Annotated in this window: 18 protein-coding genes; 7 read left to right on the top strand and 11 right to left on the bottom strand. The window is 63.0% G+C overall.

What is annotated here, in order from left to right; genetic code table 11:
- The first annotated feature begins 2 nt into the window (after positions 1–2).
- The 3 genes from trpD to DN387_RS18210 are packed head-to-tail and all read left to right on the top strand — an operon-like array spanning position 3 to position 2,642.
- Positions 3–1,052 (top strand): anthranilate phosphoribosyltransferase, encoded by a 1,050-nt coding sequence (gene trpD / locus DN387_RS18220; protein WP_043863772.1) that lies wholly within the window; start codon positions 3–5, stop codon positions 1,050–1,052.
- The gene (trpC, locus tag DN387_RS18215; RefSeq protein WP_054915953.1) at positions 1,049–1,885 is read left to right on the top strand and encodes an indole-3-glycerol phosphate synthase TrpC; all 837 of its coding nucleotides are present in this window, start codon (positions 1,049–1,051) and stop codon (positions 1,883–1,885) included. Before trpD ends, trpC begins: the two co-directional genes overlap by 4 nt.
- A 52-nt stretch (positions 1,886–1,937) precedes the next feature.
- Positions 1,938–2,642 (top strand): lipoate--protein ligase family protein, encoded by a 705-nt coding sequence (locus DN387_RS18210; RefSeq protein WP_054915952.1) that lies wholly within the window; start codon positions 1,938–1,940, stop codon positions 2,640–2,642.
- Here DN387_RS18210 and crp read toward each other — a convergent pair.
- Entirely contained in the window at positions 2,639–3,283 is a 645-nt protein-coding gene (gene crp, locus DN387_RS18205) for a cAMP-activated global transcriptional regulator CRP (RefSeq protein WP_043859825.1), read from the bottom strand. The two genes, DN387_RS18210 and crp, sit on opposite strands and share 4 nt — an antisense overlap.
- 190 nt (positions 3,284–3,473) lie before the next feature.
- On the opposite strand from crp, the gene DN387_RS18200 reads away from it, so the two are divergent.
- The gene (locus DN387_RS18200; protein WP_043859826.1) at positions 3,474–3,896 is read left to right on the top strand and encodes an OsmC family protein; all 423 of its coding nucleotides are present in this window, start codon (positions 3,474–3,476) and stop codon (positions 3,894–3,896) included.
- A 34-nt stretch (positions 3,897–3,930) separates the two neighbouring features.
- Here the strand turns inward: DN387_RS18200 and DN387_RS18195 are convergent, their stop codons facing one another.
- The 8 genes from DN387_RS18195 to hemJ form a co-directional block, all read right to left on the bottom strand.
- The gene (locus tag DN387_RS18195; protein WP_236171854.1) at positions 3,931–4,380 is read right to left on the bottom strand and encodes a hypothetical protein; all 450 of its coding nucleotides are present in this window, start codon (positions 4,378–4,380) and stop codon (positions 3,931–3,933) included.
- A gap of 2 nt (positions 4,381–4,382) precedes the next feature.
- Positions 4,383–5,423, bottom strand: a complete 1,041-nt coding sequence (locus tag DN387_RS18190) for a DUF2157 domain-containing protein (RefSeq protein ID WP_054915950.1) — start codon at positions 5,421–5,423, stop codon at positions 4,383–4,385.
- The gene (gene coq7, locus DN387_RS18185; protein WP_054915949.1) at positions 5,420–6,067 is read right to left on the bottom strand and encodes a 2-polyprenyl-3-methyl-6-methoxy-1,4-benzoquinone monooxygenase; all 648 of its coding nucleotides are present in this window, start codon (positions 6,065–6,067) and stop codon (positions 5,420–5,422) included. The genes DN387_RS18190 and coq7 overlap by 4 nt, the downstream gene beginning before the upstream one ends.
- A 65-nt stretch (positions 6,068–6,132) precedes the next feature.
- Positions 6,133–6,471 carry a histidine triad nucleotide-binding protein gene (locus DN387_RS18180; protein ID WP_043859829.1) on the bottom strand — a complete coding sequence of 113 codons (339 nt, stop codon included), beginning with the start codon at positions 6,469–6,471 and terminating at the stop codon, positions 6,133–6,135.
- Between the two features lie 73 nt (positions 6,472–6,544).
- The gene (locus DN387_RS18175) at positions 6,545–7,318 is read right to left on the bottom strand and encodes an SDR family oxidoreductase (protein ID WP_043859830.1); all 774 of its coding nucleotides are present in this window, start codon (positions 7,316–7,318) and stop codon (positions 6,545–6,547) included.
- A gap of 72 nt (positions 7,319–7,390) precedes the next feature.
- The gene (locus DN387_RS18170) at positions 7,391–7,852 is read right to left on the bottom strand and encodes a DUF805 domain-containing protein (protein WP_052504188.1); all 462 of its coding nucleotides are present in this window, start codon (positions 7,850–7,852) and stop codon (positions 7,391–7,393) included.
- A 27-nt stretch (positions 7,853–7,879) separates the two neighbouring features.
- Entirely contained in the window at positions 7,880–8,836 is a 957-nt protein-coding gene (locus tag DN387_RS18165) for a nitronate monooxygenase family protein (protein ID WP_054915948.1), read from the bottom strand.
- A gap of 22 nt (positions 8,837–8,858) precedes the next feature.
- Positions 8,859–9,284: a protoporphyrinogen oxidase HemJ gene (gene hemJ, locus DN387_RS18160; RefSeq protein ID WP_043859832.1), complete on the bottom strand. Its 426-nt coding sequence runs from the start codon at positions 9,282–9,284 to the stop codon at positions 8,859–8,861.
- A gap of 139 nt (positions 9,285–9,423) precedes the next feature.
- Here hemJ and argC point away from each other — a divergent pair, with 139 nt between their 5' ends.
- Both argC and erpA read left to right on the top strand, forming a co-directional pair.
- Entirely contained in the window at positions 9,424–10,458 is a 1,035-nt protein-coding gene (gene argC, locus DN387_RS18155; protein WP_236171857.1) for an N-acetyl-gamma-glutamyl-phosphate reductase, read from the top strand.
- Positions 10,459–10,614: 156 nt separating this feature from the next.
- Positions 10,615–10,965 (top strand): iron-sulfur cluster insertion protein ErpA, encoded by a 351-nt coding sequence (gene erpA, locus DN387_RS18150; RefSeq protein WP_043859834.1) that lies wholly within the window; start codon positions 10,615–10,617, stop codon positions 10,963–10,965.
- 55 nt (positions 10,966–11,020) lie between these two features.
- On the opposite strand, the gene DN387_RS18145 is transcribed toward erpA, so the two are convergent.
- Together DN387_RS18145 and DN387_RS18140 are read right to left on the bottom strand one after the other, a co-directional pair.
- A complete protein-coding gene (locus DN387_RS18145; RefSeq protein ID WP_043859835.1) occupies positions 11,021–12,112 on the bottom strand; it encodes an anhydro-N-acetylmuramic acid kinase in 1,092 nt (363 codons plus the stop codon).
- A gap of 3 nt (positions 12,113–12,115) precedes the next feature.
- The gene (locus tag DN387_RS18140; RefSeq protein WP_043859836.1) at positions 12,116–13,528 is read right to left on the bottom strand and encodes a peptidoglycan DD-metalloendopeptidase family protein; all 1,413 of its coding nucleotides are present in this window, start codon (positions 13,526–13,528) and stop codon (positions 12,116–12,118) included.
- Positions 13,529–13,738: 210 nt separating this feature from the next.
- Between DN387_RS18140 and tyrS the strand changes: the two genes are divergently transcribed.
- Positions 13,739–14,938 carry a tyrosine--tRNA ligase gene (gene tyrS / locus DN387_RS18135; protein WP_054915947.1) on the top strand — a complete coding sequence of 400 codons (1,200 nt, stop codon included), beginning with the start codon at positions 13,739–13,741 and terminating at the stop codon, positions 14,936–14,938.
- Positions 14,939–15,000 lie beyond the last annotated feature (62 nt).

Below are 15,000 nucleotides of genomic sequence, written 5' to 3'. Positions count from 1 at the left end.
CCATGGATATCAAGAGCGCGCTGGGCCGCATCGTCGGTCACCTGGACCTGAGCACCGAGGAAATGCGCGATGTGATGCGCGAGATCATGACCGGCCAGTGCAGCGAGGCGCAGATCGGCGCCTTCATGATGGGCATGCGCATGAAGAGCGAAAGCATCGACGAGATCGTCGGTGCGGTATCGGTGATGCGCGAGCTCGCCGACCAGGTACAACTGCAGACCCTGGACCAGGTGGTCGATGTGGTAGGTACCGGTGGCGACGGCGCCAATATCTTCAACGTTTCCACCGCCTCGGCATTTGTCGTGGCTGCTGCCGGCTGCACCGTGGCCAAGCACGGCAACCGTGCGGTATCGGGCAAGAGCGGCAGCGCCGACCTGCTCGAGGCCGCCGGTATCTACCTGAACCTGACGCCGGTGCAGGTCGCGCGTTGCATCGACAGCGTCGGTATCGGCTTCATGTTCGCCCAGACCCACCACAAGGCGATGAAATATGCCGCCGCCCCGCGTCGTGACCTGGGGCTGCGCACGCTGTTCAACATGCTCGGCCCGCTTACGAATCCGGCCGGGGTCAGGCACCAGGTGGTCGGCGTGTTCACCCAGGCATTGTGCCGGCCGCTGGCCGAGGTGCTGCAACGCCTGGGCAGCAAGCATGTGCTGGTGGTGCACTCCAAGGACGGCCTGGACGAATTCAGCCTGGCCGCACCGACCTTCGTTGCGGAACTGAAGAACGGCGAAATCACCGAGTACTGGGTAGAGCCCGAAGACCTGGGCATGAAGAGCCAGAGCCTGCACGGCCTGGCGGTAGACAGCCCGGCCGCGTCGCTGGAGTTGATTCGCGATGCCCTGGGGCGCCGCAAGACCGAAAACGGTCAGAAGGCGGCAGAAATGATCGTGCTCAATGCCGGCGCTGCGCTGTATGCCGCCGACCATGCCATGAGCCTCAAGCAAGGCGTCGAGCTGGCCCATGATGCACTGCACACCGGGCTGGCGCGAGAAAAGCTCGAAGAGCTGGGCGCCTTTACCGCGGTATTCAAGCAGGAGAATGAAGAGTGAGCGTACCGACGGTTCTGGAAAACATCCTGGCGCGCAAGGTTCAGGAAGTGGCCGAGCGCAGTGCCCGCGTCAGCCTGGCTGAACTCGAGCGCCTGGCGGCCGTCGCCGATGCGCCGCGCGGGTTCGCCAATGCGCTGATCGAGCAGGCAAAGCGCAAGCAGCCGGCAGTGATCGCCGAGATCAAGAAGGCATCGCCGAGCAAGGGCGTGATTCGCGAAGACTTCGTGCCGGCCGACATTGCCGTCAGTTATGAAAAGGGCGGGGCCACCTGCCTGTCGGTGCTTACCGATATCGATTACTTCCAGGGCGCCGATGCATACCTGCAGCAGGCGCGCGCCGCGTGCACGTTGCCGGTGATCCGCAAGGACTTCATGATCGATCCTTATCAGATCGTCGAGGCCCGTGCGCTGGGTGCCGATTGCGTGCTGCTGATCGTCTCGGCACTGGATGACGTGAAGATGGCCGAGCTGGCGGCCACGGCGAAGAGCGTAGGGCTGGATGTATTGGTCGAAGTGCACGACGGCGACGAGCTGGAGCGTGCGCTGAAAACCCTGGATACACCGCTGGTGGGCGTGAACAACCGCAACCTGCACACCTTCGAGGTGAGCCTGGAAACCACCCTCGACCTGCTGCCGCGCATCCCGCGTGATCGCCTGGCAATCACCGAAAGTGGCATTTTCAATCGGGCAGACGTCGAGCTGATGGAGATCAACGAGGTCTACTCGTTCCTGGTGGGCGAAGCGTTCATGCGTGCCGAGCACCCGGGGCTGGAACTGCAGCGCCTGTTCTTCCCCGAGCGCGTGGTGCACAACCCGGCGCAAGGCCTGGACTGATCCACACTGAAGCCGGCGTTGCCGGCTTTTTTGTATCGACAAGGTGGGTGTGATGACTGATCAAGCTGTTGCGGTGACGGTGGAGGCGGGCCTGCAGGCCGAGCAGGACCTGCTGGCGGCTGTGTGCAAGGGCGAAAAGCAACATGGCCTGCTGTTCTGGCAGCCGACGGACCGCGCGCTGGTGATGCCGCGGCGCATGAGCCGGCTGGAAGGTTTCGAGGCCGCCTGCACCGAATTGGCCGTTGCTGGCTGGCCGGTGCTGCTGCGCGAGACCGGCGGTGAGCCAGTGCCGCAGTCGGCTGCGACAATCAATATCGCGTTGGTGTATGTGGCGCCGCGCAGCGAGGGTGATCACGGTCGTATCGAGAAGGCCTACGAGCGGCTGTGCCTGCCGCTTTGCGAGGTGCTGCGCGAATGGGGCGGGCTGGCGTCGGTGGGGGAGATCGAGGGGGCGTTCTGCGATGGGCGCTACAACGTCAACCTCAATGGTCGCAAGCTGGTCGGCACGGCGCAGCGCTGGCGTCAGGGCCTGGGCGGCAAGCGCCCGGTGGTGCTGGTGCATGGCGCCTTGCTGCTGGACAACGAGCGCGAGTCGATGGTGGCGGCAGTCAATCGCTTCAATGAATGTTGCGAGCTTGAGCAGCGCTGCCGCGCCGACAGTCATATCGCCCTGCATGAAGTGGTGCCCCAGGCACCGCTGCTGGCGCGCCTGGAACAGGCCTACTCGCAGGTGATCGCGGCGATCGAGCGCGATTAACGGGTGCCGAAGACCACCATGGTCTTGCCTTTGACATGCACCAGGTTACGTTCTTCGAGGTCCTTGAGCACGCGGCCGACCATCTCTCGCGAGCAGCCGACGATGCGGCCGATTTCCTGGCGGGTGATCTTGATCTGCATGCCGTCGGGGTGGGTCATGGCATCGGGCTGCTTGCACAGCTCCAGCAGACAGCGGGCCACCCGACCGGTCACGTCGAAAAACGCCAGGTCGCCGACCTTCTGCGTGGTGTTGCGCAGGCGCTGGGCCATCTGGCTGCCCAGGGCGTAAAGGATGTCCTGGTCCTGGCGGGCCAGTTCACGGAATTTCTCGTAGCTGATTTCAGCCACTTCGCATTCGGTCTTGGCGCGTACCCAGGCGCTGCGCTGGTGTTCCTTGCCGATGGGTTCGAACAGGCCCAGCTCACCGAAAAAATCGCCACTGTTGAGGTAGGCGATGATCATCTCGCGGCCTTCCTCGTCCTCGATCAGGATGGTCACCGAGCCCTTGACGATGAACGACAGGGTATCGGCCCGATCACCAGCGCAGATGATGTTGTTCTTGGCTGCAAAGCGGCGACGCTGGCAGTGGGCGAGCAACTTGTCGATGTTCTTGATCTTGGCTGGAAGGGTTGTTGCAACCATGGCTGAATCCTGGAAAGACGCGACGCGTGGGCATTCTTGTCGACCGCTGGGCGCGGGTGCCAGCAGTTTGGCGCCAGCTTATCAGACGCCTGTAGGTGTATCGGCATATTTACTCGAACGCTTAGCCTTTTCGCACGTGCGCGCAAGGTCTAAGCTGACAGCCTTTTTTCAAAGCAAGGGAATCCGGGTGATGAAGGCGCGTATCCAGTGGGCAGGCGAAGCCATGTTTCTTGGCGAATCGGGCAGTGGCCATGTAGTGGTCATGGATGGTCCACCCGAGAGTGGTGGGCGCAACCTGGGCGTGCGGCCGATGGAGATGCTCCTGCTGGGCCTGGGTGGCTGCAGCAATTTCGACGTGGTGAGCATTCTGAAGAAATCGCGCCAGGCGGTAGAGAGCTGCGAGGCGTTTCTCGAGGCCGAGCGGGCCGACGAGGACCCCAAGGTGTTCACAAAGATTCATCTGCGCTTTGTGGTCAAGGGCCGCGGCCTGAAGGAGGCCCAGGTCAAGCGCGCGGTGGAGTTGTCGGCCGAGAAGTACTGCTCGGCATCGATCATGCTGGGGCGCGCCGGGGTCGAGATCACCCACGCCTACGAGATTGTCGAGCTGGGTTGATCGTCGCGTGGCCATTCGCCGGTAACGCGGGCTGCTACAGGCGGATGCCGCTTCCCTTGCAAGAGCCAGCCTTGCTGGCGAAGCGCTCCAGCGCAAACAGCAGCATCAGCCCCGGTACCAGCGCCAGCAACCACCAGTGCAGGTTCAGCACCAGCAGCCCGAGTACTTCGCTTGTGCTCCAGGTATTGCCGAACGCGGTGGAGAACAGCTCGCACAGCAGCCAGGCACTGACGGCCGCAATGGCAGCAAACACGCCGCCTAATACGCGGCGCCGGCGGATGATACTGCCCAGCAACACGAACAGCAGCATTCCGGGTACACAAAACAGCGCCAGGTCCAGCGCGCTGTTGTCGGAATCGCCGAGATAGGGCAGCGACATGCTGAAGGGCGTTTCGCGCAGGCTTGCGGTCATCGCCAAGATGAACAGGTAGCCCACCAGCACCAACCCCATGCTTTGCAGCGCTCGAATCAGCAGCAGGCGCACCCTCATCGACGAAGCCCCGGCAACAGGTCGAGCAGGCCGTTCGGCAGCATTGCGCGAAGGTTTGTACTCAGGCGTTCGCGATGCTTCTGGTAGAGCAGGCCAAGGCCGATGACCCCCAGGCCGATCATGCTCAGCACTACCGGGAACAGCAGCGAGTCGGCGAATACGTCATACGACAGGTAGCCAAGGTAGGCCGAAACGCCCATGGCCCCGAACACCATGAACAATGGCCGGCGCAGCAGCACGGCGACCGCCATCAGCCCCAGGTTGATCAGGCAGTACAGCGCCTTGCCGACCTCGCTGTCACTGTCCATCGAGGTCAGCCCGCCCCAGAAGGCCAGCAGCCCGGCCAGATAACCCCAGAACGCATAGTCCTCGCGGGTTCGGCCATCGATGCCGAGGAACACCAGCAACAGGCCGAGGCCGAACCAAAGCGAAACCTTCTGGCGTTGCGCCCAGTTGAACGGCTCGCCGTAGATCCACTCGGTCAGGTCCATCGACATGAACCACAGCGCCACGGCGATGGGCATCACGATGAACGGGAAGGGGATCAGGCGCAGCATCAGCAGGCCGGCGATCACGGTGGCCGCTTCCATCAGCAGCCAGCCGCCCTGCACGTAGGTGTAGTAGCTGTGGTAGTGAGTCTGGGTATCGTCCAGGGGCCAGAAGCCGGTAAGGCGCTCGAGGGCGAACACCGCCAGCGGTACGATGCTGACCGCCACCGCTGCCAGCAGACCGGCGGGAATACGCTGGCCGCGGCGCTGAAGTGCCAGGCCACCGCCAGTCAACACGGCCATGTAGGCCAACGCGATCAGCAACAGTGCGCTGTCGCCGATGCGCATCCAGGCCTCGCTCAGCAGCCAGCCCATGGCCCCCATGATCAGCAGGGCGCCGAAGTAGAACGCGACATGGGCCAGCTGGAAGCTGGGCCGTTGTGCGGGCTGGCGCTTGAGGAATTCAAGCAGGGCCTTGTCCTGGCCCGGGTTCAGTACGCCGGCATCGACGGCGCGGGCCAGGTCCCTGGCATCGAAGTGTTCCATCAGATTCGATAGGTGCTCTTGGTCATGACCTTGGCCATCAGGCTCATGCCGAACTTGACCGGTGCGGGGAAGCGAAAGCCGCCGGCATCCAGTGCCGACTCGGCGTGCTGCTCTTCATCAACGCGCATCTGTTCGAGGATTGCGCGGGACTTTTCGTCCTCGGCCGGGATCTGTTCCAGGTGCTCGTCCAGGTGCTTGCACACCTGGTGCTCGGTGGCTGCGACGAAACCGAGGCTGACCTTGTCGCTGATCAGGCCGGCGACAGCGCCGATGCCGAACGACATGCCATAGAACAGCGGGTTGAGAACGCTCGGGTGGCTGCCCAGTTGGCGGATGCGTTGCTCGCACCAGGCCAGGTGGTCGATTTCTTCCTCGGCGGCATGTTCCATCGCCTTGCGTACCTGCGGCAGCTTGGCAGTCAGTGCCTGGCCCTGGTACAGCGCCTGGGCACAGACTTCACCGGTGTGGTTGATGCGCATCAGGCCGGCGACGTGGCGGGTCTGGTCGTCGCTCAGGTCGGCGTCTGGCTGGATGATCGCAGGCGACGGGCGGGACGGTTGGCCGCTGAAGGGGAGCAAGGTGCGCATGGCGGTATCGGCCTGCAGCAACAAGCGGTCGAGCGGCGAATAGTGACGTTCGGTAGCCATCGGGCACCTCCGCAAGAATGTGCCCGACAGTTTAACCCAATCCAGATGACAGGGCTTGCGTTGGATCAGCCCGGCGGCCAGGTCATCTGGCGCTGGCCGAGCACGTGCATGTGGATGTGGTAGACGGTCTGCCCACCCTGCTCGTTGCAGTTCATCACCACGCGGAAACCGTCCTCGCAACCCAGTTCCTTGGCCAGTCGCTGGGCGGTGAACAGGATATGACCGGCCAGACCTTTGTCTTCTTCGGTGAGGTCGTTGAGGGTGCGGATCGGCTTTTTCGGGATGACCAGAAAGTGCACCGGCGCCTGGGGGGCGATATCGTGGAAGGCCAGAACCTGGTCGTCCTCGTAGATGATCCTGGCCGGAATCTCCCGGTTGATGATCTTGGTGAACAGAGTTTCCACAACGCTTGCTCCATGGTGGGGTTCGGGCTTGAGTGTACTCAGGCACCGCTTGCTCGCCCAGTGCCGATTCGCTTCAGCGTGGGCAGTAGGCCCGGTTGATTGCACCGGCCAGCTTGCGCGCAAGCCAGCGCGACAGCCAACGCGGGCTGGCGGCCAGCCAGCGGTTGCGCCGACCGGGGATGATCAGTGCGCGGTTCTTTTCCAGTGCCCGCACGGTGTACAGGGCCACTTCCTCGGGGCTCATGCAGCGGTTGCCGTTGTCCAGCCGGGGGATGCGCCGCAGCGGCGATCGAACCGGGCCGGGGCATAACACCGAAACCTTGATACCGGTCTGCTTGAGTTCCTCGCGCAGGCCTTCGGAAAAATGCAGCACATAAGCCTTGCTCGCCGCATAGGTGGTCATCCAGGGGCCGGGGGCGAAGGCGGCCAGCGACGCGACATTGAGGATCTGCCCGCCACCCTGCACCGCCATCGCGTTGCCCAGCGCATGGCACAGGCGGGTGAGGGCGAGGATGTTGACCTCGATGATGTCCTGCTCGTCGCCCCATTCCTGGGCCAGGAAGTGCCCGTAGGTGCGGATGCCGGCGCAGTTGACCAGCAGGTCGATCTGTCTGTCGCCTTCCTCGAGCTCCAGCAGAAAGCCGGACAGGCGCAATGGCTCGCCCAGGTCGCAGGCGCGCAGCAGCACTTCCACGCCGAAGCGCTGGGTCAGTTCCAGGGCGATGCTTTCCAGCAGGTCGCGCTGCCGGGCCACCAGTATCAGGTTGCGCCCCCGGCGCGCGAGGGCCTCGGCCAATGCCAGGCCCAGGCCACTGGAGGCGCCGGTGATCATGGCGTAACGGGTCATGCAGTTCTCCAATCGGCAGGGGGCGGTGCGGCTGGCGCCTAGTTTACAGACTGGAGCAGGTAAAGGCTGCGGTCAGCCGTTGAGGGCAGTCATGTAGATACCCCACGCCATGAACGGTATCCACAGCGAGGCCACCACGATAACCGCCTTGGTGTTGGGGGGCGGTGGCGGCCCGTAACGATTACTGGCGGGGTTGCCGGGAATCAACAGCAGGGCCAGGAACACCAGGTTGCCGATGTAGTAGGGGATCAGGGTCAACAGGCTGTACCAGCCATTGAAGCCCAGGTCGTTCATGCGCCGGGCGATGAACACCAGGCTGAAGATCTTGGCGGCCAGCAACATCGGCACGATGGCGGCGGCCAGGTCTTTGGAGAGCGAGGACATCAGTGCGACCAGTAGCACCGTCCCGAACACTGCGCCAATCAGCACCAGGCTCCAGGCCAGTAGCCGCACCCTGCCAATGCGGCCGCGCACGCTCATGACCCTGAGCTTTTCGTTGTTCAGTTGAAGGGGGTTGATGTAGGTGTCGCGCATCGGGCTTCCTTTGCCGTTGAGAGTGGTTCAGCCAGGCCGGTGCTGGCCCAGCTGGATCGCCGCGGCCTGGGCCTGGCGGTATTCGTGGTCGAGTCGAGCGATCAGTTGATCAACCGTGCCCAGGCTGTCGATGGCGCCGACGCCCTGGCCGGCGGACCATACGGTCTTCCAGGCCTTGGCCTCGTCATCCAGTGGCTTGAGCCGGCTTTCGCCCGACTTGCCCAGAGCGTTGAGGTCGAACCCGGCGTTTTCCAGGCTCTGACGCATGAAGCTGGCCGGCACCCCGGACACTGCGGCGGTGTGGATGATATCGGCTGCCTTGGCATCCAGCAGCATTTGTTTGTAGGCGTCAGGCGCCTGGCTTTCGGTACTGCCAATGAAGTGGGTGCCCATGTACGCGAGATCCGCGCCCAGCAGTTGCGCGGCCAGAACTTCGTGGCCGCGGTTCAGGCAGCCTGCCAGCAGCAGCGTCTTGTCGAAGAACTGGCGAATTTCGGCAATCAGGGCAAAAGGGCTCCACGTACCGGCGTGACCACCGGCGCCCGCCGCCACGGCGATCAGGCCGTCCACGCCGGCCTCGGCGGCTTTCTCGGCATGGCGCCGGGTGGTCACGTCATGGAACACCAGGCCGCCATAGCCGTGGACGGCATCGACCACTTCCTTTGCCGCACCCAGGCTGGTGATGACGATGGGCACGCGGTGCTCGATACAGATCGCAAGATCGGCCTGCAGGCGCGGGTTGCTGGGGTGCACGATGAGGTTCACCGCATAGGGCGCGGGGTTGTCGAGCCCGGCCAGGCCCGCCTCTATCTGCTCCAGCCAGGCCCTGAAGCCGGCACTGTCACGCTGGTTGAGCGCCGGGAAGCTGCCCACCACGCCATTGCTGCAGCAGGCCAGGACCAGCTGTGGATTGGAAATCAGGAACATCGGCGCTACCACCACGGGCAGGCGCAGGCGTTGTTCAAGCAGGGCGGGCAATGACATGGCGGGCTCTCGGAGTGGAGGATCAGAACGGTTTGACCACGACCAGGATGACGATGAGCAACAGGATGACCACAGGCACTTCATTGAACCAGCGGAAGTACACATGGCTGCGGGTGTTTTCGCCGCGCGCGAAGCGCTTCACGTTGGCGCCGCACATGTGATGGTAGCCGGTCAGCAGAATGATCAGGGTCAGCTTGGCGTGCATCCAGCCCTGCTTGAGGAAGTCGGGGTTGAGGCTGAGCAGCCAGATGCCGAACACGAAAGTCGCGATCATTGCCGGGCCCATGATGCCGCGGTACAGCTTGCGCTCCATGGTGACGAAGCGTTCCTGGCTGATGGTGTCCTGGCTCTGGGCGTGATAGACGAACAGGCGAGGGAGGTAGAACAGGCCGGCAAACCAGCAGACGACACTGACGATGTGCAGGGCTTTGATCCAGAGAAACAGCATTTTTAGGTAGTCCTTCAGGTTCACGGTCGTCAGATAGTAGTGGCTTGTGTGTGCAGGCGTCACCCGAACGGTTGTTACCAAGGCTGTGGGCCCATATTATCCGTGGTTTTCCAGTCGGTTCGTTGAAAGGGGCAGGTATATGGTCAAGGTCGGTATCGTCGGCGGCACGGGTTACACCGGTGTCGAGCTGCTGCGTCTGTTGGCACAGCATCCACAGGCTGAAGTGGCAGTCATCACCTCGCGTTCCGAAGCGGGCCTGCCGGTGGCCGAAATGTACCCGAACCTGCGTGGCCACTACGACAACCTGGCTTTCAGCGTGCCGGACACCAAGACCCTGGCGGCCTGTGACGTGGTGTTCTTCGCCACCCCGCACGGCGTGGCCCATGCCCTGGCCGGCGAGTTGCTGGCAGCCGGCACCAAGGTCATCGACCTGTCGGCCGACTTCCGACTGCAGGACGCCGATGAGTGGGCGCAGTGGTACGGCCAGCCCCACGGCGCGCCAGAGCTGCTCAAGGATGCGGTGTATGGCCTGCCGGAAGTGAACCGCGAGCAGATCCGCAGCGCCCGCCTGATCGCCGTGCCGGGTTGCTACCCCACCGCGACCCAGCTGGGGTTCCTGCCGTTGCTGGAAGCGGGCATTGCTGATGCCTCGCGCCTGATTGCCGACTGCAAGTCTGGGGTCAGTGGTGCAGGCCGCGGTGCCAGCGTTGGCTCGCTGTTCTGTGAAGCCGGTGAAAGCATGAAGGCCTACGCGGTGAAAGGCCACCGTCATCTGCCCGAGATCCGTCAGGGCCTGCGCCGGGCAGCCGGTGGTGATGTCGGCCTGACGTTCGTGCCTCACCTGACGCCGATGATCCGCGGTATTCATTCGACGTTGTATGCCACCGTCGCCGACACCTCGGTCGACCTGCAGGCGCTGTTCGAAAAACGCTACGCCAATGAGCCGTTCGTCGACGTGATGCCAGCCGGCAGCCACCCGGAAACCCGCAGCGTGCGCGGGGCCAACGTATGCCGCATTGCCGTGCATCGCCCGCAAGGGGGTGATCTGGTGGTGGTGTTGTCGGTAATCGACAACCTCGTGAAGGGGGCATCGGGCCAGGCGGTACAGAACCTGAACATTCTGTTCGGTCTGGACGAGCGTATGAGCCTGTCCCACGCCGGGCTGCTGCCTTAAGGCGCAACTGGCGGGCTGCAAGCGGGCATAGGGCGGCATTTGCCGCTTGTCGCTTGCGGCCTGCCGCTGCTTCTATTGTTGACCGATTTTCTCGGAGAAGCGGATAATGCGCGTCATCACGCATTAAGGCGGCAACAGCGCCGGGAGAAAGTCAGCATGAGCGTCGAATCCTTCACCCCCACGATTTTGCAATTCACGCAGGGTGCCGCGCACAAGGTGAAGACCCTGGTCGATGAAGAGGGCAATGATCGCCTCAAATTGCGCGTGTTCGTGACCGGTGGCGGTTGCTCGGGCTTCCAGTACGGCTTCACCTTCGACGAAGATGTGGCTGAAGACGACACCATCGTCGAGCGCGAGGGTGTTGCCCTGGTGGTCGACCCGATGAGCTTCCAGTACCTGGCGGGCGCGGAAGTGGACTACCAGGAAGGTCTGGAAGGTTCGCGTTTCGTCATCAAGAACCCGAACGCCACCACCACCTGCGGTTGCGGCTCTTCGTTCTCGATCTGAGTTACAGGCAGTACTGCTGACGCCGCGCCTCTGCGCGGCGTTTTGCTGTGTGCGTTCAGGCGGGGTAGATCGCGCCCAGAACGCGCAGGCCCTTGGCGCCAGTAACACTGGGGCGGTTGGCGGCGATGCCCTCCAGGCAGCAGTGTGCCAGCCAGGCGAAGGCCATGGCTTCCACCCAGTCTGGATCGACGCCGTTGATGGCAGTGCTGCTGACCCGGGCGTTGGGCAGCAGGCAGGCCAGACGCTTCATCAGTGTGCCGTTGTGGGCGCCGCCGCCACAGACCAGCAGCGCCTGGGTGGCTGTCTGCGCCGCCTGCAGCGAGCTGACGATGCTGTGGGCGGTAAGTTCGAGCAGGGTGGCCTGCACGTCGGCATCGCTGCCGGGGGGCTGGCCGGCCAGGTGCTTGCGCAGCCATGTCAGGTTGAACACCTCGCGGCCGGTACTCTTGGGACCGGTGCCGGCAAAGAACGGATCGCTGAGCAGGCTGGCGAGCAGCCCGGGGATGACGTGGCCTGTGGCCGCCCAGGCGCCGTCGGCATCATAGCCGTGACCTTGTTTCTCGTTGATCCAGGCATCCAGCAGTACGTTGCCCGGGCCACAGTCGAAGCCGCTGACCGGCTTGCCGGTCTCGATCAGGCTCAGGTTGCTGAAGCCGCCGACGTTGAGTACTGCCAGGCGCTCGCCCTGATTGTCGAACAGCGCTTCGTGAAAGGCCGGCACCAAGGGGGCCCCCTGGCCGCCGGCAGCCACGTCGCGGCGGCGAAAATCGCTGACCACTGTAATCCCGGTCAGCTCTGCCAGCAGCGCCGGGTTTCCGATCTGCACGGTGAAGCCCTGGGCAGGCTCGTGGCGAATGGTCTGTCCGTGGCTGCCAATAGCGCGGATATCTGCAGGCTGCAGGTGCTGTTCGGCCAGCAATTGCTGAATGCCCTCGGCGGCCAGTCTCACCCAGGCAGCCTCGGCCAGGGCGGCGCGGGCAATTTCGTCGGGGCCGCTGGCGCACAGCGCGAGCAAGTCGTCGCGCAGCGCCTGGGGCATCGGAATGTAATGGGTAGCGAGCAGCGTGAGACGCTGCTCCTGTCTGATCAAGGCGATGTCCAGGCCATCGAGGCTGGTGCCGGACATCACTCCCAGATACAGGGCCATGGCTTAGCGCTTGGCCGAGGCCAGCATGGTGGCCTTCTCTTGTTCCATGCGCGCCATCAGCGGCTGGCTTTGCTGCAGGAAGCGCTGGCGTTCAGCCTTGGCGATCGGATCGGCCATTGGCAGTTTCTGTCCGAGCGGGTCGACGTGCACGCCATTGACCTGGAACTCGTAGTGCAGGTGCGGCCCGGTGGACAGCCCCGTGGTGCCGATGTAGCCGATCACCTGGCCCTGCTTGACCGTGCCGCCGGTCTTGATGCCCTTGGCGAAGCCCTGCATGTGCCCGTACAGGGTCTGGTAGGTATTGCCGTGCTTGATGATCACGGTGTTGCCGTAGCCTCCACGACGACCGGCCAGCAGTACCTTGCCGTCACCGGCGGCCTTGATCGGCGTGCCGCGCGGCGCTGCATAGTCGACGCCCTTGTGGGCGCGGATCTTGTTCAGGATAGGGTGCTTGCGACCTGCCGAGAAGCGCGAGCTGATGCGGGCGAAGTCCACCGGGGTACGAATGAACGCCTTGCGCATGCTATTGCCGTCGGCGGTGTAGTAGCTGGTGTTGCCCTGCTTGTTGGTATAGCGCACCGCAGTGAAGCTCTTGCCGCGGTTGGTGAAGCGTGCCGACAGGATGTTGCCGTTGCCGACCACCTTGCCATTGACCACTTTCTGTTCGTAGATCACGTCGAATTCGTCACCCTGGCGGATGTCCTGGGCGAAGTCGATGTCGTAGCCGAAGATGCGGGCCATGTCCATGGTCAGCGAATGGTTCAGGCCGGCACGCTGCGCGGAAGCCGACAGCGAACTCTTGATGACGCCGTGCACGTAGGCCGAGCGAACCACAGGCTTGGTGATTTCACGGTTGAAGGCATAGCCCTTGTCGCCCTTGGTCAGGCGGATGGTCTCGAGATCGCTGACCTTGCTGTGCAGGCTGGCCAGTTGGCCGTCCTTGTCCAGTTCGATTTCCAGTACCTGGCCATGCTTGAGCTGGCTGAATTGCTTGGCCTGCTTGTTGCTGGCAAGCACCTCGTGCACCACATTGGCCGGCAGGCCGACCTTGGCGAACAGTGTCGACAGGGTGTCGCCACGGGCCACGGTGACTTCGCGGTGGCTTGGATCCTTGGCGGGTTCGGCAGTTGGGGTGGGTTCGGTCTTGGCGGTTTCTTCGGTGGGCGCGGGGGCAGTGTCAATCTGGGCGAACGGCGAGGCGGTGGTTTCTTCGCGGACGTCGGCCTGGGTGGTTTCCTGTTGCTTCAGCTGCTCGGCAGGGGATTCCAGCTCGAGGTTAAGGGTGGTTTTCTTGGCTTCGACCTCGCTGGAGGGGAACACCAGCAAGGCCAGGCTGAGCAGGGCGGCGATACCGCTGGCGGCCAACAGGTGGCTCTTCGGATAAAGCGGAGGCGCTTTAGTCGGTTCGTTGGTCATAGGTAGATTGACTTTGAAAAAGATGGATTGGAAAAGATGAATGACATGATGAAGATGAAATAACTGTATAAAATATAACCAAATCCCCTTCAGCGCAAGCGCGCAGACGTCATCAGTCGGGTGTGCGGTCACATCCGGGGCAAAAACTTGTATTTGATGGCTGATCTTGTATGGTTGGGGCCCTTTGAATCTGAGCCTTGCGGGTCTGTTATGAAGTCGGTTGAAGAGCAGCTAGCGCTGATCAAGCGTGGTGCGGAAGAGGTACTGGTCGAGGCCGAACTGGTCGAGAAGCTCAAGCGCGGGCAACCGCTGCGGATCAAGGCGGGTTTCGACCCGACTGCGCCGGATCTGCACCTGGGGCACACCGTCCTTATTAACAAGCTGCGCCAGTTCCAGGAACTGGGGCATCAGGTGATCTTCCTGATCGGCGACTTCACCGGCATGATCGGTGACCCGAGCGGCAAGAGCGCAACACGCCCGCCGTTGACCCGCGAGCAGGTGCTGGAGAACGCCGAGACCTACAAGCAGCAGGTGTTCAAGATTCTTGATCCGGCCAAGACCGAGGTTGCGTTCAACTCTACCTGGATGGATGCGCTGACCCCGGCCGACTTCATTCGCCTGGCTTCACAGTACACTGTGGCGCGCATGCTCGAGCGCGACGACTTCGACAAGCGCTATACCAGCAATCAGCCGATCGCGATTCACGAGTTCCTCTACCCGCTTGTGCAGGGCTATGACTCGGTGGCGCTGAAGGCCGATGTCGAGCTGGGCGGTACCGACCAGAAGTTCAACCTGCTGATGGGGCGCGAGCTGCAGCGTGGCTACGGCCAGGAGGCGCAGAACATCGTCACCATGCCGTTGCTCGAAGGGCTGGATGGCGTGAAGAAGATGTCCAAGTCGCTGGGTAACTATGTAGGTATCCAGGAAGCACCAGGGGTGATGTACAGCAAGCTGGTGTCGATCCCTGATACGTTGATGTGGCGTTACTTCGAGCTGCTGAGCTTTCGCTCCATGGAAGAGATCGATGGGTTCCGTGCTGAAGTGGCCGCTGGTGCCAACCCGCGGGATATCAAGATCAAGCTGGCTGAAGAGATCGTGGCCCGCTTCCATGGTGAGGAGGCTGCGGCCAATGCCCACCGCGCAGCGGGTAATCGCATGAAGGATGGCGAGCTGCCGGAGGACCTGCCGCAGATCGACGTGCTGGCTGCCGAGGCCATGCCGATTTCTGCTGTGCTGAACAAGGCGGGCCTGGTCAAAAACTCGGCGGCAGCCCGTGATCTGCTGGCGGCAGGAAGCGTGAAGGTCGATGGTGAGGTCGTTGATCGTGGCTTCGTCTTCGAGCTGGGCTCCACCCATGTGTGTCAGGCAGGCAAGAAGGCGTTTGCACGTATCAGTCTGAAGGCTGAATAAAGAGAGGGCGGCGTAAGCCGCCCTTCCTATATAGAGAAGGGCTGGGTTTGCTTTGTTTTGCG

The organism is Pseudomonas sp. FBF18, from assembly GCF_024261405.1.
Lineage (GTDB): Bacteria > Pseudomonadota > Gammaproteobacteria > Pseudomonadales > Pseudomonadaceae > Aquipseudomonas > Aquipseudomonas palmensis.
This window is presented reverse-complemented; position numbering and strand designations above follow the sequence as displayed.